Below are 17,875 nucleotides of genomic sequence, written 5' to 3' on the forward strand. Positions count from 1 at the left end.
TCTCAGTGGACATTGGGGCTAAATGAGGTTATATTTTATCTATAGAAGAACGTTTGTATGTCGCAACGATAATGAGTAACTCACTGCCAAAATATCTAGAGGAAATCACGGGCATTTATCAACAGGGTAACGCCACAGAACACAGTTATCGTCCTGCTTTAAAAAAATTAATTGAATCCCTAAATAATAACCTACAAGCTCTCAATGAACCCAAAAGGATTGCTTGTGGCGCTCCAGATTTTGTGATTAATCAGGGTATGGTAGAAATTGGCCATCTGGAAGCAAAAGATATCGGAACTTCTCTCAAAAAGGTTGAAAATACTCCCCAAATAAAACGTTATTTACAGGCTTTGGGTAATTTAATTATCACCGATCATTTAGAATTTCGTTGGTATGTATCGGGAGAATTGCGTCTATCAGCTGCCGTGGCAAGTCTTAATCAAAAAAAGCAAATTAAACCTGATTCCCAGGGTATTTTACAAGTAGAACAATTGTTCTGTCAATTTTTCCTCTCAAAAGTTATTCAGATCACAACACCGCGAGAATTAGCCAAAAAAATGGCCGCTTTAGCGCAGTTAATTCGAGATGCAATCGGCCAAGCTTTAAAAGATCAAGATTGCGGGGGAATGTTGCGGCAACAATTGCAATCTTTTCAACGAGTTTTAATTAGTGATCTCAATGAAGCGCAGTTTGCCGATATGTATGCACAAACAATCTGTTATGGTTTATTCGCATCACGCTGTAATACGGATCAAATAAGTTCTTTTTCTAGGGAAACGGCAGCATTTCGACTGCCGAAAACTAACCCTTTTTTGCGGGGAATTTTTCATCAAATTGCTGGTACAGAATTAGATGAGCGGATTACTTGGGCCGTGGATACTCTAGCCACTATTTTACAACAAACGGATATGGAGGGGATTCTGGGCAGCTTTGGAAAACGCACGCGCAAACAGGATCCTGTGGTTCACTTTTATGAGACTTTTTTAGCCGAATACGATAGTAAAATGCGTGAGTCTAGGGGGGTTTATTATACCCCTGAACCCGTGGTTTCTTACATGGTTCGCAGTGTGGACTATATTCTAAAAAATAAGTTTCAGATTCCTAAAGGTTTGGCCGATGCCAAAAAAATTACGATTAAGAATCCTAATGATAGCCAAGAAACTCAGGAAGTTCACCAAGTTTTAATTCTCGATCCTGCTGTGGGAACTGGCACTTTTTTACACTCTGTTATCGACCATATCTATGATAGTTTTCGTCAACAGAAAGGGATGTGGTCTAGTTATGTCAGTAAACATTTATTACCCCGTCTCTTTGGGTTTGAATTACTGATGGCTCCCTACACCGTGGCACACATGAAGTTAGGTTTACAACTTCAGGAATTAGGCTATGATTTTAGTGCCGATGAACGCTTGGGAATCTATCTCACTAACACCCTACAGGAAGCTTTTCAAATTCCCCCTGCTGATGGTTTTTTAAATCGTATTCGCGATGAAGCAGAGTCAGCGCAAGGTGTTAAGCAAGAACATCCGGTTATGGTGATTATTGGTAATCCTCCCTACTCTGGACATTCCGTAAATACAGGAGAATGGATTAAGGAATTATTGAAGGGAAAAGATATTATTTCTGGAGAAAAAACTGCTAGTTATTTTGAAGTAGATGAGCAACCTTTAGGCGAAAAAAATCCCAAATGGTTAAATGATGATTATGTAAAATTTATTCGCTTTAGTCAATGGCGCATCGAGAAAACTGGTTACGGAATTTTAGCTTTTGTTACTAATCATGGTTATCTGGATAACCCAACTTTTCGGGGAATGCGTCAAAGTTTATTAAAAACTTTTGATGATATTTATATCCTCGATTTACACGGCAACAGTAAGAAAAAAGAAGCTTGTCCCGACGGTTCACCGGATCAAAATGTGTTTGATATTCAGCAAGGTGTAGCTATTGGTATTTTTATTAAATATCACAATGGTTCTTCAAATTTAGCTAAAGTTTATCATGCTGATTTATGGGGCAAAAGAGAGATGATTGAGAATCAAGTTATTGTCGGTGGTAAGTATCACTGGTTAGAGGAAAATGATCTTTGTTCTACTTCTTGGCAAGAATTACAACCTGATTCTCCTTTTTATCTATTTAAACCTCAGAATATTAATCTGCGCTCGGAATACGATCAATTTTGGAAGATTACTGAAATTATGCCAATTAATAGTGTTGGTATCGTCACAGCTAGAGATAGTTTAACAATTCAATGGAATAAAAAAGAAATTTGGGATATAATCAATGATTTTGTCAAGCTCAGTCCAGAACAAGCTAGGATTAAATATAATTTAGGTAAAGATTCTCAAGATTGGAAGATAGATTTAGCACAGAAAGATGTTAAGCAATCAAATTTATCTAAAGATAACCTCTTACCCATTTCATATAGACCTTTTGATCAAAGATATACCTATTATACAGGTAATTCAGGTGGGTTTCACTGTAGAGCAAGAATTGATACTATGCGTCACCTAAAAGAAAATAATTTAGGATTTCATATATGCAGACAAATAGTCAGTGAAACTTGGCAACATATTTTAATTACTAATCAGCTTACAGACGATTCCTATGTTTCAAACAAAAGTAGAGAAAGAGGATACACTATGCCATTATATTGTTATCCTGAAACTCAGGCAGAGAAAGACATGGGAATGTCTCGCCGTCCCAATCTAGCACCAGAATTTATTAAGGAACTTTCGGCAAAACTTGACTTAGAATTTATCAGTGATGGCAAAGGAGACGAAAAGAAAACCTTTGGACCGGAAGACATTTTTAACTATATCTATGCTGTCTTTCACTCTCCCCAATATCGCCAACGTTACGCCGAATTTTTAAAAATAGACTTTCCTCGTGTTCCCCTAACCAGTAATCAAGAATTATTCTGGGAATTAGTCAAAAAAGGTGACAAATTAGTACATTTACACCTAATGAAAGCAACGGGAAAAGAAATTAGTAGTTATCCCGTGGCGGGTTCCAATCTAGTCGAACAGGTGAAATATGACGAAAATAAACAACAAATTTCGATTAATTCTGACCAGTATTTTGCGGGGATTCCGCCCCAAATTTGGAACTTTTATATCGGCGGTTATCAAGTGTGTCAGAAGTGGCTAAAAGACCGCAAAGGTCGCCACCTTAGCTACGATGACCTAGAACATTATCAAAAAATTATCTCCATTTTGGGAGAATCGATCGCAATTATGGAAACCATAGATATAATTATCAATAAATATGGTGGTTTCCCCTTTAGTTAAGCCACCGGTGAGAGAAGATTAACTCTAAATCCGTTGACTATAGGCTACATATCAGGACAGGTAAAAGGGAGAATCAATAATCAGTACAGGTGCAAGATTTTGAGAGAATCGTGCTTCAAAACCTTGCGTTTTCATCGGCCCGCGTCCTGTAGGGGCGAAGCATTCGGGCAATAACCTATCGGTGAAACCGGAGATTTTCTATCCGAATGCTTCGCCCGTACTTTTTGCCGCAAACCCTAGATTGATATTTTATCGCAGGTTTCAACCACAGATAAAGCGTCTTCTAGGTTATATTTATTAGGGTTTTTCTTCCTTTTTTGATGCGGTTGCCGTTTAAATTTATATTGAAATGTCTCAAAAATTTTGGCGTTGTCAAATTGAAAGATGCTCCGAATCAGCACCGGAAATGAAATTACTTTGATAGGAAAGATTACATGGCATCTTGACAATTAAGTGGGTGGGTGGAATTAAAGATAAGATGAACGTAGGTTGGGTTGAAGCATGAAACCCAACGCCCGCTCATGTTACGCTACGCTAACCCATCCTACAAATAATTGTGCCTCCCTACTTAGTGTTTAATGAACGAATAGTGCCGATAGTTGGCCTTAAGTGGGGAACAAGAGTCGCTCGATTTAGCAGTGGAATTAGCCCTACAATCGGCGTAGGGCTAATTCATGAATTAGCCCTACAATCGGCGTTGTCAAATTGAAAGATGCTCCGAATCAGTTGGGAGCATTGCATCTTTCCTCTTCTGAATCTGACAACGCCGTCCCTGTTCACCGATAAATGATTCTCCACTCCCAACCAGAGTGATACAATTGTTAACACCACAGACCAAGAGCCAATCGAAGCGAGAGAATAAAAACTGCTATGTTAAAAGCCCTACTCGGAGACCCCAACGCCCGCAAAATTAAAAAATTTCAGCCCCTCGTCACCGAAATCAACCTGCTGGAAGAAGACATTAAAAACCTGTCCGATGAGGAATTAAGGAGCAAAACCAGCGAATTTAAGGAAAGATTGGACAAAGCGAGAAATTATGACGAAAGAGAGGAGATTCTCGAGGAAATCCTCCCCGAAGCTTTCGCCATTGTCCGGGAAGCGGGAATCCGAGTCTTAGGGATGCGTCACTTTGACGTGCAGTTATTGGGGGGAATGGTACTGAACAAAGGACAAATCGCCGAGATGAAAACCGGGGAAGGAAAAACCCTGGTTGCCACTCTCCCCGCTTATTTGAATGGATTGACCGGAAAAGGGGTTCACGTCGTCACCGTTAACGATTATCTCGCCCGTCGTGACGCGGAATGGATGGGGCAGGTACACCGCTTTTTAGGGTTAAGTGTGGGACTAATTCAAGCCGGCATGAGTCCGGAAGAAAGAAAGAAAAATTATGCCTGTGACATCACCTACACCACTAACAGCGAACTCGGCTTTGATTATCTGCGCGATAACATGGCTACAGTGATGGGGGAAGTTGTCCAAAGACCCTTTAACTACTGCGTTATTGACGAGGTGGACTCAATTCTTATCGATGAGGCCAGAACTCCATTAATTATATCAGGAGCGATCGATCGGCCCACAGAAAAATATATTCTCGCCGCCGAAATCGCCAAGCAATTAGTACGCCAAGAAGTAGAAGACGGACCGGGAGACTACGAAGTTAACGAAAAAGACCGTAACGTTTTAATGACCGATGAAGGCTTTAAAAAAGCGGAAGAACTATTAGGAGTTACCGATTTATACGACCAAGAAAATCCCTGGGCGCATTATATTTCTAACGCTATTCGCGCCAAAGAACTCCAGAAAAAAGACGTTAACTATATCGTCCGCAGCGGTGAAATTGTTATTGTTGATGAATTCACCGGACGGGTATTACCGGGGCGACGTTGGGGCGATGGTTTACATCAGGCAGTGGAGGCTAAGGAAGGGGTAGAAATTCAACAGGAAACCCAAACCTTAGCCACGATTACCTATCAAAACTTTTTCCTGCTCTATCCGAAATTATCTGGCATGACCGGGACGGCCAAAACCGAAGAAACGGAGCTAGAAAAAGTCTATAACCTGCAAGTAACAATTATTCCCACTAACCGCGTTTCTCGTCGGCAAGATTTAGCCGATGTGGTCTATAAAAATGAACAGGCAAAATGGAACGCCGTCGCCGAAGAATGTCAACAAATGCACGAACAGGGTCGCCCAGTTTTAGTCGGTACCACCAGTGTGGAAAAATCAGAAGTGCTTTCGCTGTTATTACAGGAAAGAAAGATTCCCCATAACTTACTTAATGCTCGTCCAGAAAACGTGGAACGGGAATCGGAAATCGTCGCCCAAGCAGGCCGGGCCGGGGCCGTAACTATTGCTACGAATATGGCGGGACGGGGAACCGATATCATCCTCGGTGGTAACTCCGACTATATGGCCCGATTGAAAATTCGCGAGTATTTAATGCCCAAATTAGTTATGCCCGAGGATGACAATTTGGCCTTTAGTTTACCCAGTTTAGGCGAACGCAATCGCCCCCAAGGATTCGCTCCGGATAAAAAGAAAAAAAACTGGCGTGCCTCAGCAGAAATTTTTCCCACCGAGTTACCGAAAGAGGTAGAAAATGCCCTGAAAGAAGCGGTTAAATTTGCCGTTGATACCCACGGAACTCAAAGTTTACCGGAATTAGAAGTAGAAGAAAAAATCGCTATCGCAGCCGAAAAAGCCCCGACGGATGACCCGGTTATTCAAAAGTTACGGGAAGTCTATAAATTAATTCGCAAAAGTTATGAAGATTACACGGGTAAAGAACACGATGAGGTAGTAGAAAGGGGCGGACTGCACGTTATCGGGACGGAACGCCACGAATCCCGCCGTATTGACAACCAATTGCGAGGCCGGGCGGGCAGACAGGGCGACCCTGGTTCCACACGCTTCTTTTTAAGCCTAGAAGACAATTTATTGCGGATTTTTGGGGGCGACCGCGTGGCGGGTTTAATGGATGCCTTCCGGGTGGAAGAAGATATGCCCATTGAATCGGGAATGTTAACTCGTTCTCTGGAAGGAGCGCAAAGAAAAGTGGAAACCTTCTATTATGATGCCAGGAAACAGGTGTTTGAATACGACGAGGTGATGAATAATCAACGGCGCGCTATTTATGCCGAACGTCGTCGGGTTTTGGAGGGGATGGACTTAAAAGAACAGGTGCTGCAATACGCCGAAAAAACCATGGATGAAATCGTCACGGCTTATGTGAATCCCGAACTGCCGGCGGAAGAATGGGATTTAGAAAAACTGATTAGTAAGTCTCAGGAATTCGTCCATCTGTTGGCAGATATTACCGCTAAAGATATCGAGGATATGAGTGTTAATGATATCAAGATGTTCCTACACGAAGAAGTTCGCAAAGCCTACGAAATTAAAGAACGTCAAGTGGATAATATTCGCGCCGGTTTAATGCGCGATGCCGAACGTTATTTTATTCTGCAACAAATCGATATGTTATGGCGCGAACATCTGCAAGCTATGGAAGCTTTACGCGAGTCGATTGGTTTACGCGGTTACGGTCAAAAAGACCCCCTAATTGAGTATAAACAGGAAGGCTACGAGATGTTTTTAGAAATGATGATTGATATCCGTCGCAACGTGGTTTATTCCCTGTTCCAATTCCAACCGCAAGGACAACCCCAAGCAGTGGCTAGTGAACAGTAAAAATTAAAAGTTGGCTGAAATTGGGGAGAATTGGCTCAGGCTGATTCTCTCATTTTTTTCTACCGAGAAATCAGTCACCCACAATCCACACTAGGACTAAAATTATCAGTCCGATTACTCCATAGGACAGCAACGACCCCAAAGAATTAAGGATTTGTATGGGAAAATGAATCAAAATTTGGTAAGTAAAATCCGTAACTGCGAGCAAGGCAGTGAAAAATATAGTCACAAGTGTTATCATAAGTAATATCTTCTCAATCTGATAGAATAAATGGCTATCCTTTGCGGGAATCGGCAGTGGATAGTCAGAACTTAGGAGATTATCCCCAAGAAAATTCTACCGCAATTTGGGTGCATCTCACATTTGCAGAAACACCGACAATGAGGACTACTCTATGAATATTCGTATTGGTAACGGCTATGATATCCACCGATTGGTAACAGGAAGACCTTTAATTTTAGGAGGAGTAGAAATTGCCCATACTGTCGGTTTATTGGGTCATAGTGATGCCGATGTCTTAACCCACGCTATCATGGATGCCATGCTAGGGGCGCTTAGTTTAGGCGATATCGGTCATTATTTTCCCCCCACAGACCCGCAATGGCAAGGGGCGAATAGTTTAAAATTATTAGAGCAAGTTAATCAGTTAATTATCGATAAAGGTTGGCGGATTAATAATATTGATTCGGTAATTGTTGCCGAAAAACCGAAAATGAAACCCCACCTTATTGCGATGCGAGCCAAGTTAGCAGCAACTCTTAAGATTAATCCAGAACAGGTGGGAATTAAAGCCACTACTAACGAACAATTGGGACCAGTAGGACGAGAAGAAGGTATCGCGGTTTATGCCGTGGTTTTATTGGTTAAGGAATAAGTAATTAGTAAGAATTAGCTCAGATTAAGTATCCCAAACCTATGAATATAGACACAAAAATCTTAGAAACTGTCGAAGCAATGCCAGAGTTATTAAAAATAGAGCTGCTGCACTATGCTGAATATTTGATGGCCAATTATCAATCAGATGTTATTATAGAGAAACCTTCTCTTAGGAAACGTCGTTCAGGAATTTTACAAGGTACATTTACCTTACCTTTGTCCGATGACTTTGATGAGTCTTTGGAAGATTTTCAGGAATATATGTGATGACATCTTTTCTTCTGGACACTCATACTTTCATCTGGTTAACTGAAAACGATCCTAACTTGCCTGATAATCTTCGGGAGGAAATTGATTTTGCTCCTGAAGTTTATGTCAGTATTGTTAGTCTCTGGGAAATTGCGATTAAGTTAAATTTAGGTAAGTTAGCCCTACAAAAAAGTTATGAAACCATTGAAACTAAACTAGAAGCATCAGATATAACCTTACTATCTATATCATTTTCTGATACTCTAAAAATTTGTACTTTACCCTTGCATCACCGAGATCCATTTGATAGAATGCTAATTGCTCAGTCTCTAAACAGATGCCTAATTCTAATTAGTAAAGATACTAAATTTGATGCTTATAATGTACCAAGAAAATGGACATAATACCCCGTTCGGCTCAATTCTATTCAAGATGAGAGCAAGATAAATTTCCTAATTACCCATAGATTTCTAACATTCATTCATTGCTAAATTTTCTCTATGACTGCCATTATCCAACAAATAAAAGAGCGTTTTTCCCAATCCCTAGTTAAATCATTTGGGGAAAAATTCGCCGCTAATGATCCTCTAATTGTCGCCGCTAGTAACCCCCGTTTTGGCGATTATCAATGTAATATTTCCCTCTCTTTAGCCAAAGAATTAAAACAAAAACCCCGGGAAGTAGCGGCAACTTTACTAAAAAATCTAGAGATAGATGATCTCTGTCAACCCCCCGAAATTGCTGGACCTGGTTTTATCAATCTTACCCTTAAACCCAGTTATCTAGAAACCCAATTAAAAGACCTAATTACTGACAACCGTTTAGGAGTTGCCACTGCTAACCCCAGTCAAAAAATTATTGTCGATTTTTCCAGTCCCAATATTGCCAAAGAAATGCACGTCGGTCACTTGCGATCGACTATAATTGGTGATTGTATCGCTCGGATTTTAGAATTTCGTCATCATCAAGTAATTCGTCTTAATCACGTCGGGGATTGGGGTACTCAATTCGGGATGTTAATCACTTATCTACAAGAAGCTTATCCTAGTGCTTTAACCCAAGCAGATGCTCTCGATTTAGGGGATTTAGTTAGCTTTTATAAAAAGGCAAAAATTCGTTTTGATGAAGACGAAAACTTTAAAGAAACTGCCCGTCAAGCTGTAGTAAAATTACAGTCGGGTGATCCTCAAAGTCGTCAAGCATGGCAGTTACTTTGTCAACAATCACGACGGGAATTTCAGAAAATCTATGATATTCTCGATATAAAACTGACGGAAAGGGGGGAATCTTTTTATAATCCCTACCTTGAGGCAGTAATCAGAGAATTAGATCAACAGGGATTGCTAACAGAAGACAACGGCGCTTTATGCGTCTTTCTCGATGGTTTTACCAACAAAGAGGGGGATCCTCTGCCCCTAATTGTCAAGAAATCCGACGGCGGTTATAATTACGCTACCACCGATTTAGCAGCAATTTGTTATCGAGTGCGTCAAGATAAAGCCGAAAGAATAATTTATGTCACCGATGCTGGACAAGCTAACCATTTTGCCCAAGTATTTCAGGTGGCTAAAAAAGCGGGATTTTTACCCGATAATGTGGCAGTGGTTCACGTCGCTTTTGGATTAGTTTTAGGGGAAGATGGTAAAAAATTAAAAACTCGTTCCGGGGAGACGGTAAAATTACAAGAATTACTTGATCAAGCGATCGCCTGTTCCCTAGCTGACTTAGAAAAAAGACTGGCAAGCGAGGAAAGAGAAGAAACCGGCGATTTTATCGCTAAGACTGCCGAAACTGTCGGTTTAAGTGCCGTTAAATACGCCGATCTCAGCCAAAATCGCAATAGTAACTACGTTTTCAGTTACGACAAAATGCTCAATCTGCAAGGCAACACCGCCCCCTATATGCTGTACGCTTACGCTAGGGTCCAGAGTATCAGTCGCGAAGGTGGTATTAATTTTCAGGATTTAAGTGCCAATTCACCGCTAATTCTCAAGGATGAAAGCGAATTAATTCTGGCTAAACAATTACTGCAACTTCCCGAAGTAATTATTGCCGTGGAAGAGGATTTATTACCCAATCGTTTATGTGATTATCTTTATGAACTCAGTAAAAAGTATAATCGTTTCTACGAGAATTGTCCCGTTCTGAAAGCAGCAGAACCGATTAAAACCTCTCGTTTAGTTTTGTGTGATTTAACGGCAAGAACCCTAAAATTAGGCTTATATCTCTTGGGTATCCCCGTTTTGGAAAGAATGTAAATCAGTTATCAGTTATCAGTTATCAGTTATCAGTTATCAGTTATCAGTTATCAGTTATCAGTTATCAGTTATCAGTTATCAGTTATCAGTTATCAGTTATCAGTTATCAGTTATCAGTTATCAGTTATCAGCAAAAAACTACCCAATTCATAATTGATAATTGATAATTCATAATTCCCACACCCTACACCCCACACCCCACAGCTTGGATTGCGTATCTTTGACAAAAACTGGGTGATATTTTATACCCAGAAAAAGTGTACTATGCTGACGTGAAAAAATCTGAGTTTTTGCTAACCTAGAAATAGCTCTAATCAGAGCCAATATCTTTGGGCGAAGCTTAGAGATTAATCTAGTTAAACTCACTCGTGACGTTATCTTATTGTCGTCTGTTGCCTATTAGCTTTCAGGTGATAACTCGGAGATGGCAAGTTAGTACAAACGTTCAAATTGCCTCTCCGCAGCCCTAGCGTTACTGTGTAGTCTTAACGAGTAATTTTATCCCAGAGATGTTATCGTTAAAGCGGTCAAATGTCCGAACGTCCTAGGGGATTTTCGGGAAAGATTGTTCGCCCTGTCGTAATCTCAGATAGAACCTTATGACTCAATCAATTGAAGATAAAGCTATGGCCGATGCTGATGTATCAGATTATACCACAAATAAAATAATTGTCTCTAATTGGATCGCCCCTTGGTCGAAAGGCAATCGGAAAAACCCGTCACCGCAACCAAAATGGGATTTATGGCAACCCCTGCGGCAACGAATTGATCGCCTAGAAATCAATACGCCTGCACTAGCTCACAGGATTTGTCGTCTAATTCCGGCTCAATGTCCCTTTGCCCGGAAAATTACCCTATTTAGCTGGACAATTCTAGAGATTCCGCCCCTTTGCAAGCTAAATCCCCTCTACGAAAACCTGATGATGTTAAGATTTCGCGCTCTTTCTTACCTGGCCGATGAATGTGGAGAGGATATCGGTGCTTACTGCTAAAATGGGAGAGTGTCTTTAATCGCCACACCTATGGCCATCATCGCTCTGAAAGCTTGGTATCTGGACAAATACGAACCTATCCGCGAGGTTGTCAAACGTCCCCACGACTTGCGCTTAAGTCGCAATAGTCTCTTAAAATCGGGTTTAAGAGCCGATTTTCTCGATGATAGTCTGACAATACAGGGTTCTGTCTGGTTCCAACGCTATCTAGAAGGGGAAAGGGTGGAATTTTACCTCGAAGGTAGTGGCGGTTACGTCATCTCGAATATTGACCTGATTTCTCAAGAAATTTACTTTACTAAACAAGACCTCAGCACTTGGCTAGATCCCGTCATTTATTTTAGCTCCCAAAGCCAATTTAAGGACTCTAGCACCGCTTTAAAAACAGTTTTGACCGAAACCGTCGAAAATCTCAATAAACGCTCCCGTTTGCCCTTAAATATGGTAGAAACGCCTCGAACTGAGGGCAATGTCACTAGATTGAGTGATAGTCAATTACGCCAAATTCGCAAAAGTTTATTATTTATTGCTGATGCTACGGCGATTAGCCAAAAGGAAACGGAATTACTGCCCAGTCCCCTAGTGGGTGTAGAATTAGGTTATGCGATCGCTTGTAAACAGGGCGGACAAATTCTGTTAACCTATCAAAATCGAGCGGAATTAAAGGGTAAACTAGCTTTTGACCTGCCAAGCTACCAAAAATTGATTTTCTCGGATCTGAGCGAATTGCGTCTCACTTTCCCGCCTTTAATGGCAACTTTATTACAAAAATTCAATCTGATTAGTTAAAAAAATGAGTAGAAAAGCTGACGAGTACGCTGTACATTTGTTCTTAAGCAGTGGACATCGCGAGGAAGTCCGTTTTTTGACCATCCAAGAATTTCAAAAGTGGTACAGTAATGAATTAGTTCCGAAAGCCGATTCTCAGGATTTTATCAATGTTCCGATCAGAAATATCCAAGGGGAATATATGGTTTTACGTCCGGCTAGTGTCATTGCTATTCGCGTGGAACCCGTCTTTTTTGGCAGTGTGGAAAGAATCTAATTTGTCGTTATCCCTAAAAAAGATAGTTAGATAGGGAGAATTTTAGAGATTATTGATAATTCTCTCAATATCAGCTTGAATTTGATTGCTGACTTTGCCTTGCCAGCGTTCTTTTAATTCCCTTAATCCCACTTCTGCGTATTGACAGATCTTATCTAAAAATTCTTTACCGTCCCTGGGTTGAGGATAGGAATTCTTTTTACAGATAATATAAATTCCTGCGGTTAAAGCTAAAATAACTTCCGGATCGATTTGGCTAATATTAATTAAATCTTGTCGATTGCTGAGATTGATTCCGTAGATACTGAAGTCTTGTTTAATGGCAAAAGCAGCCGCAAATAAATAGGCATCTACCATGCGCTCAAAGGTTTTATTATCTTTTAGTACCTGTAGATAATTTCTGGAAGTTTCCGAGGCATAAATCTTCAAACTGGGATCGATTCTCTGCATTAGTAACTCTCCATCACTTCAATCACGGAAGCATCTTCATCGGCAGCTAAACGGTGTATTTTGAATATATCAGTAGTGTAGGGAAGCAGCAGATTTAAAAGTGGATCGGGAAGATCGCGATCCGTGGCTAAAATAATCACTTGGGAGTTTAAATTAGGAAGAGAGTTAATAATATTTTTTTGATGTTCTTTGTCTAAATGACCAAAAGGTGTATCCATAATTAGGGGAACACAAGTATCGGTTATTTGATTTAAACCGGTGATAAAAGCAAAAGCTAAAGCTTCCTTTTCTCCCGCACTTAAGACATCGGGATTTAATAATTTTCCTGTGATAGTACGGACTCCTAAACTGTATTCGGGAGTAATTTCTACTCCTCTATATTCCTCCGGTTTGTTGGTTATTTGTAAATAGCGATCGCTGGTTACTTGATTAATCATTTTTTGGGAATTATCGATATGCCATTCGATTAATTCGTTAGTGGCATTTTTTAAACCTCTGGCCATTTTAACCTGATTAGATAACATCAATGTGGTCTGATTTTCACTAGCTAAAATTTCCACTTCTTTGCGTAAATTTTCTAATTTATTTTCTTTGATTTCAATTTCCTTTTGTAAGCGTTCGATCTTTTCTTCAATCTCCTTAACTTTTCGTTCTGATTCGCCAACTTTTCGCCAAATCTCCCTCACCGAGTCTTGATTTATTCCCGTGGTTTCCTGTTTTAGCTGTTTAATATGTTGATTAATTTCTTCGATTTCTTCTTCTAAATGATCTCTTTGTAAAAGCAATTGACTATAATTGCTAAATTTGGCATTATCTCGGATGATTCCCTGTAAATCAATTCTAAGTTGGTCTTTTTCTATTCTGGTGACATTGTCCACTTCTAAGGACTCTAGTTCGGCAATTTTTTCAAGGATAAAGTCACGAGAATTTTTATCTAAACAACGACCACATAGACAGCTTTCCTCGTCAAGTATTGCTTTAAAAATTGCTGTAGAATTAGTTTTATAAGTGCTTTTTAAGCTAGTAACTTGCAAATCATAGGTCATTTCCTGCACAAAGTTAATCAGCAAAGGTATCGCAGCTTTTTTTAACCAAGAATCAATAGAATTTTGCAGGTTATTTAACTCAGTTTGTAAACCGATACGCTTTTTCTCTAAGTTATGAATTTCCTCTAACTTTTCTCGTAAACTTTCAATCTGAGCGGCTTTTTCTTGAGCGACTTGGTAGATAATTATAGCATCTTTTTCGCTATCTTTGGCATTTTTAAGCTGACCTTGTTGAAAAGCAATTTCTTCTTCTAATTCTCGCAATTGTTGCAGCTTATCTTTAAAAATTTGACTGGTTCCCTCTGCTTTATTTAAACGGTTTTCTAATTCTTGTAAGGCTTTTTCTGTATCATTGCGTAGATTTCTTAATTCCGGGATACCCAAAACTTTTTCAATTGCTTCTTTTGCTGCTTTAGTTTGAGTTATCTGGGTATATTGTTCTATTTTTGAGCCATCAAAACAGAAAAAATCTCGAATAGATTTAGGAAGCAATGCTTCGATATATTCCCTAGAGTTACTTCTCATGGTTCCATCTTCATAAAATAATGCTTCCTCTACGCTGGGATAAGAAGTGCTACCATTAACGTTTAATTTCGCTGTGCGACTGATAAAGTAATTTTTCTCGTTTCTAGTAAAATTTAATTCTACCCGCATTTCTATTGCCGGTGAAGAATCATCCTTACCTCGATAAAAATAGGTTTTCAGAGTCTCTTTAGATACAATATCTACCCCATAGAGACACCATAAAATCCCTGTCATCAGAGAAGTTTTACCGTGGCCATTATTACCGAAGATAATCTGAATTTTTCTGTCGGGATGCAGGTTAAAAGTAATATTTTGACTAGGATAACATTTCCAATTAGTTAAGCGAATTTGTTTCAGTCTCAAAGTCATAATAACTCTTGTAAAAATCAAAAATTTTGTGGTTGGTTAGGAGTCAGTAGCCAGTAGTCAGTAATCAGGAAAATTAAGAATGGTTTATTTAGATATTTTATGCGACTTAATATTTAATTTTGTCGTTTTTAAACTAAGTGGTTGGGTGAAATTTAAGATGAACGTAGGTTGGGTTGAAGCATGAAACCCAACGCCCGATTATGTTACGCTACCGCTAACCCATCCTACAAATAATTGTGCCTCCCTACTTACCAAAAATAAATTATGCAAGATATCTATAAAATTTATGATTGTGGGGAGTCGGTATATTTTTCGATAAGTTTGACAATTTTAGGTGATAGCCGCCGATTTTTTAGAGTAATTTTTGCTACTTCTAAAACCATCGCTTCCTTTAGCAGTTGGGGAGGTATCTCATATTTTTGTGCCAGTTCTTCAATTTTAGCAGTTATGTCCATGAATTTTTTGTGGGTTGGGTAGTGGGGATTGTCAAGTCTTAATTCCTATTGGCAAAGAGATACCTTGATGATGATAAATTTTATAACAGATCTGAGTAGGTAAGACCATAGTAACTTACAGCCTTAAGCGTAAATATGAAGTATAACCTAATTTGGTATTGACGACCGACTACCCAAAAGGAAAACTTCGTACTTCACCATTAAGATAACTGCTATAAGCTAATCTACTCTCAACCTTATACAAAAACACCATAAAAGCTAAAATAGATAGCTGACAGTGATTCTGAACACAATAGCAATATAGACTAAACCGCCTTGTATTACCGTCTTCTTCTTGATTTTAACACCCTAGAAAACGGGTTAATTGCCTTAACACCCGAACAAAGTCATTATCTTAAAAAAGTTGTTCGTTTAAAATCCCATGACCATTTTATTGCCCTAAATGGACAAGGACAAGCGTGGTTAGCGGAAATAATTGATAATTCGGCCCATCTTTTAGAAGCGATAAACGAAACCACCGAACTACCAGTACAAGTGAATTTAATGGTAGCAATTCCCAAAAATGGCTTTGATGATATCGTTCGCGCTGCCACCGAATTAGGAGTTTATCGGATTATCCCGCTGCTGACAGAACGCGGTTTAGTCAATCCTAGTCCTCAAAAAATTGACCGTTGGCGAAAAATTGCCCGGGAAGCTGTAGAACAATCAGAAAGACAGATTATTCCCATTATCGAAGAACCACAGCCATTTTTAGCCATCCTTAAGCGGGGAGCTAACCCACAGACAACTTGTTATATTGGTGTTACCCGTAGAACAGTGGCCCCGCTACTTTCTCAATTACAAACATCAACCGAGATAACCATGGCCATTGGACCTGAAGGGGGATGGACGGAGACAGAAATAGAACAAGCGATCGCTGCTGATTTTGTGCCTGTATCACTGGGAAAACGCATTTTGAGAACAATTACCGCTCCCTTAGTGGCTCTTGCTATCATTAACGCCTATTTAGACAGCTAATTGACTATAGTTTCTATGACCAAGACCAGCAATCGAGATAACTGGAATCCTTTCGCTTCTTACCTAAAGCAAGAACTAGCAGCAGTTCCCTGGTGGTCAGATTCTCCCCTTTTTGTCGAAACCACCCTGGTCAATTCCCATTCAAGACACCGACTGGGACACCGCCTTGCAACCCGATAGCACCCTCATATTCCTCGAAAAAACTCCCCCTAGCGCAACTTTATGACCTCTAGTAGCCCTTCTAACCCCTCTTTTGACTGGTTTAACCCTTCGCCCCAGCAAGACAGCGATTTACTGGCACAAATCGGCTTTATCCCCGGTTTCAAAGAATTTCTCACCCTGCGACAGGTTCACGCCTTGGAACACGCCACCGTCTGGGTATTAAGCGAAATGGCTGCCCGTCGTCAATCGCCTTTTGACCGCTCCCCTGCGGATAACGAGGCCCTGGGGGGACTGTCCACCGATAGGGGTTTTTATCTCTACGGACAGATTAATACAAATGAACTGCGAATCGCCGCCAAACAGGCACTCCATCGTCTCAAAAATGGCGAGGGGCAATTGGCATTACATCCGCGTTGTGGCACCAATTTATCGGTAACTTTAGCCTTAACCGCCGGCTTAGCCTTAGGAACTCATCTTCTCTTACCCAGAGGTCCGATTTCTCAGTTATTAGGCTTAGGTTTAGCCACCGCCACCGCTTTTCAAATCGGGCCGGATGTGGGAATGTCGGCCCAAAAATACCTGACCACGGCCATTCCCTTTAACTTAACAATCGTTAACATTGCCCCAAAGGCAGACCTATGGGGACGTTCGGGGCATTTCGTGGCAGTGGAGTGGCAAGATTTGCAATAAAACTTAAAGTAAAAACCCTTTCGGCAAACTCGCTCTGATTGTAACCTGTTAACTAAACCCTAAAAAAAAACACCTATGCCAGGAATCGAACGCGGAGCCAAAGTTAGAATCAAACGTAAAGAGTCTTACTGGTACAACGATGTAGGAACCGTAGCCAGTGTTGACAAAAGTGGTATCCTCTATCCCGTTATCGTCCGTTTTAACACTGTTAACTACCACGGTTTTAGTGGTAGCGCCGGTGGACTGAATACCAATAACTTCGCTGAAAGTGAATTGGAACTCGTTAAGGCTGCCCCCGCTAAGAAATAAAGCTGAGTAAAATTCGGCCTATCATCACCGACTGACTGACGGGAATTCTCTCTTGTTGGTCGGTTTTTTTATAGCTATCAGTTGTCAGTTATCAGTTATCAGTTATCAGTTATCAGTTATCAGTTATAGCGGTGTGCAGTCGTATGAGGTACAGTGTCACGAGCTATAAACCATGCTAGGCAAGGCTTGGTCTGTATCTCACTCAAGCGCTTACCGCTATATCAGTTATCAGTTATCAGTTATCAGTTATCAGTTATCAGTTATCAGTTATCAGTTATCAGTTATCAGTTATCAGTTATCAGTTATCAGTTATCAGTTATAGTCATTTCAAATAAGTGTGAGACGAGGGAAAAATAAGGTAAAATAAAGGGAAACGAGCAACCCATACAGAAAAATGTCTTATAGCCTAGACTTGAGAAAAAAAGTAATCGATTATGTAGAGAATGGGGGAAGCATA

Annotated in this window: 17 protein-coding genes; 14 read left to right on the forward strand and 3 right to left on the reverse strand. The window is 40.2% G+C overall.

What is annotated here, in order from left to right:
* Positions 1 to 71: 71 nt before the first annotated feature.
* The 9 genes from IM509_RS20545 to IM509_RS20585 all read left to right on the forward strand — a co-directional run bounded on the left by IM509_RS20545 (position 72) and on the right by IM509_RS20585 (position 12,395).
* Positions 72 to 3,287 (forward strand): type ISP restriction/modification enzyme, encoded by a 3,216-nt coding sequence (locus IM509_RS20545; RefSeq protein WP_185237338.1) that lies wholly within the window; start codon positions 72 to 74, stop codon positions 3,285 to 3,287.
* Between the two features lie 870 nt (positions 3,288 to 4,157).
* Positions 4,158 to 6,974, forward strand: a complete 2,817-nt coding sequence (secA, locus tag IM509_RS20550) for a preprotein translocase subunit SecA (RefSeq protein ID WP_072924942.1) — start codon at positions 4,158 to 4,160, stop codon at positions 6,972 to 6,974.
* Positions 6,975 to 7,369: 395 nt separating this feature from the next.
* Positions 7,370 to 7,849 carry a 2-C-methyl-D-erythritol 2,4-cyclodiphosphate synthase gene (gene ispF / locus IM509_RS20555; protein ID WP_110578636.1) on the forward strand — a complete coding sequence of 160 codons (480 nt, stop codon included), beginning with the start codon at positions 7,370 to 7,372 and terminating at the stop codon, positions 7,847 to 7,849.
* 41 nt (positions 7,850 to 7,890) lie between these two features.
* On the forward strand, positions 7,891 to 8,118 hold the full coding sequence (vapB, locus tag IM509_RS20560; protein WP_002732589.1) for a type II toxin-antitoxin system VapB family antitoxin: 228 nt from the start codon (positions 7,891 to 7,893) through the stop codon (positions 8,116 to 8,118).
* Positions 8,118 to 8,504 carry a type II toxin-antitoxin system VapC family toxin gene (locus tag IM509_RS20565; protein WP_072924937.1) on the forward strand — a complete coding sequence of 129 codons (387 nt, stop codon included), beginning with the start codon at positions 8,118 to 8,120 and terminating at the stop codon, positions 8,502 to 8,504. Before vapB ends, IM509_RS20565 begins: the two co-directional genes overlap by 1 nt.
* A gap of 96 nt (positions 8,505 to 8,600) precedes the next feature.
* Positions 8,601 to 10,358, forward strand: a complete 1,758-nt coding sequence (gene argS, locus IM509_RS20570; protein ID WP_185237877.1) for an arginine--tRNA ligase — start codon at positions 8,601 to 8,603, stop codon at positions 10,356 to 10,358.
* A 599-nt stretch (positions 10,359 to 10,957) separates the two neighbouring features.
* The gene (locus IM509_RS20575) at positions 10,958 to 11,350 is read left to right on the forward strand and encodes a Mo-dependent nitrogenase C-terminal domain-containing protein (RefSeq protein WP_002767460.1); all 393 of its coding nucleotides are present in this window, start codon (positions 10,958 to 10,960) and stop codon (positions 11,348 to 11,350) included.
* A 30-nt stretch (positions 11,351 to 11,380) separates the two neighbouring features.
* The gene (locus IM509_RS20580) at positions 11,381 to 12,139 is read left to right on the forward strand and encodes a hypothetical protein (RefSeq protein WP_052276068.1); all 759 of its coding nucleotides are present in this window, start codon (positions 11,381 to 11,383) and stop codon (positions 12,137 to 12,139) included.
* A 4-nt stretch (positions 12,140 to 12,143) separates the two neighbouring features.
* Positions 12,144 to 12,395 carry a hypothetical protein gene (locus IM509_RS20585; protein ID WP_002760725.1) on the forward strand — a complete coding sequence of 84 codons (252 nt, stop codon included), beginning with the start codon at positions 12,144 to 12,146 and terminating at the stop codon, positions 12,393 to 12,395.
* Between the two features lie 42 nt (positions 12,396 to 12,437).
* On the opposite strand, the gene IM509_RS20590 is transcribed toward IM509_RS20585, so the two are convergent.
* From IM509_RS20590 to IM509_RS20600, 3 genes are all read right to left on the reverse strand, one after another.
* Entirely contained in the window at positions 12,438 to 12,845 is a 408-nt protein-coding gene (locus IM509_RS20590; RefSeq protein WP_052276069.1) for a hypothetical protein, read from the reverse strand.
* On the reverse strand, positions 12,845 to 14,785 hold the full coding sequence (locus IM509_RS20595) for an AAA family ATPase (RefSeq protein ID WP_072924931.1): 1,941 nt from the start codon (positions 14,783 to 14,785) through the stop codon (positions 12,845 to 12,847). The genes IM509_RS20590 and IM509_RS20595 overlap by 1 nt, the downstream gene beginning before the upstream one ends.
* 284 nt (positions 14,786 to 15,069) lie before the next feature.
* Complete coding sequence (locus IM509_RS20600; RefSeq protein ID WP_167341540.1) at positions 15,070 to 15,240, reverse strand: hypothetical protein; 171 nt, start codon at positions 15,238 to 15,240, stop codon at positions 15,070 to 15,072.
* A 315-nt stretch (positions 15,241 to 15,555) separates the two neighbouring features.
* Between IM509_RS20600 and IM509_RS20605 the strand changes: the two genes are divergently transcribed.
* From IM509_RS20605 to IM509_RS20625, 5 genes are all read left to right on the forward strand, one after another.
* Positions 15,556 to 16,257 carry a 16S rRNA (uracil(1498)-N(3))-methyltransferase gene (locus IM509_RS20605; RefSeq protein WP_052276071.1) on the forward strand — a complete coding sequence of 234 codons (702 nt, stop codon included), beginning with the start codon at positions 15,556 to 15,558 and terminating at the stop codon, positions 16,255 to 16,257.
* 222 nt (positions 16,258 to 16,479) lie between these two features.
* On the forward strand, positions 16,480 to 17,109 hold the full coding sequence (locus IM509_RS20610) for a DUF6391 domain-containing protein (protein ID WP_052276072.1): 630 nt from the start codon (positions 16,480 to 16,482) through the stop codon (positions 17,107 to 17,109).
* 75 nt (positions 17,110 to 17,184) lie between these two features.
* Positions 17,185 to 17,418, forward strand: coding sequence for a photosystem I reaction center subunit IV (locus IM509_RS20615; protein ID WP_002767446.1), 234 nt, complete (start codon positions 17,185 to 17,187; stop codon positions 17,416 to 17,418).
* 172 nt (positions 17,419 to 17,590) lie between these two features.
* Positions 17,591 to 17,740 carry a hypothetical protein gene (locus tag IM509_RS20620; RefSeq protein ID WP_287717337.1) on the forward strand — a complete coding sequence of 50 codons (150 nt, stop codon included), beginning with the start codon at positions 17,591 to 17,593 and terminating at the stop codon, positions 17,738 to 17,740.
* A 72-nt stretch (positions 17,741 to 17,812) separates the two neighbouring features.
* On the forward strand, positions 17,813 to 17,875 hold a 63-nt coding region (locus tag IM509_RS20625), incomplete at its 3' end, for an IS630 transposase-related protein (protein ID WP_271948249.1).

Source organism: Microcystis sp. M31BS1, from assembly GCF_020245285.1.
Lineage (GTDB): Bacteria > Cyanobacteriota > Cyanobacteriia > Cyanobacteriales > Microcystaceae > Microcystis > Microcystis panniformis.

Bases quoted from the DNA above. Each gene is read 5' to 3' on its own strand.
- vapB (WP_002732589.1), top strand. From the start codon at position 7,891: ATGAATATAGACACAAAAATCTTAGAAACTGTCGAAGCAATGCCAGAG.
- IM509_RS20575 (WP_002767460.1), top strand. From the start codon at position 10,958: ATGACTCAATCAATTGAAGATAAAGCTATGGCCGATGCTGATGTATCA.
- IM509_RS20545 (WP_185237338.1), top strand. From the start codon at position 72: ATGAGTAACTCACTGCCAAAATATCTAGAGGAAATCACGGGCATTTAT.
- IM509_RS20620 (WP_287717337.1), top strand. From the start codon at position 17,591: ATGCTAGGCAAGGCTTGGTCTGTATCTCACTCAAGCGCTTACCGCTAT.
- ispF (WP_110578636.1), top strand. From the start codon at position 7,370: ATGAATATTCGTATTGGTAACGGCTATGATATCCACCGATTGGTAACA.
- IM509_RS20600 (WP_167341540.1), bottom strand. From the start codon at position 15,240: ATGGACATAACTGCTAAAATTGAAGAACTGGCACAAAAATATGAGATA.
- IM509_RS20590 (WP_052276069.1), bottom strand. From the start codon at position 12,845: ATGCAGAGAATCGATCCCAGTTTGAAGATTTATGCCTCGGAAACTTCC.
- IM509_RS20615 (WP_002767446.1), top strand. From the start codon at position 17,185: ATGCCAGGAATCGAACGCGGAGCCAAAGTTAGAATCAAACGTAAAGAG.
- secA (WP_072924942.1), top strand. From the start codon at position 4,158: ATGTTAAAAGCCCTACTCGGAGACCCCAACGCCCGCAAAATTAAAAAA.
- IM509_RS20580 (WP_052276068.1), top strand. From the start codon at position 11,381: ATGGCCATCATCGCTCTGAAAGCTTGGTATCTGGACAAATACGAACCT.
- IM509_RS20585 (WP_002760725.1), top strand. From the start codon at position 12,144: ATGAGTAGAAAAGCTGACGAGTACGCTGTACATTTGTTCTTAAGCAGT.
- IM509_RS20610 (WP_052276072.1), top strand. From the start codon at position 16,480: ATGACCTCTAGTAGCCCTTCTAACCCCTCTTTTGACTGGTTTAACCCT.
- IM509_RS20565 (WP_072924937.1), top strand. From the start codon at position 8,118: ATGACATCTTTTCTTCTGGACACTCATACTTTCATCTGGTTAACTGAA.
- IM509_RS20595 (WP_072924931.1), bottom strand. From the start codon at position 14,785: ATGACTTTGAGACTGAAACAAATTCGCTTAACTAATTGGAAATGTTAT.
- argS (WP_185237877.1), top strand. From the start codon at position 8,601: ATGACTGCCATTATCCAACAAATAAAAGAGCGTTTTTCCCAATCCCTA.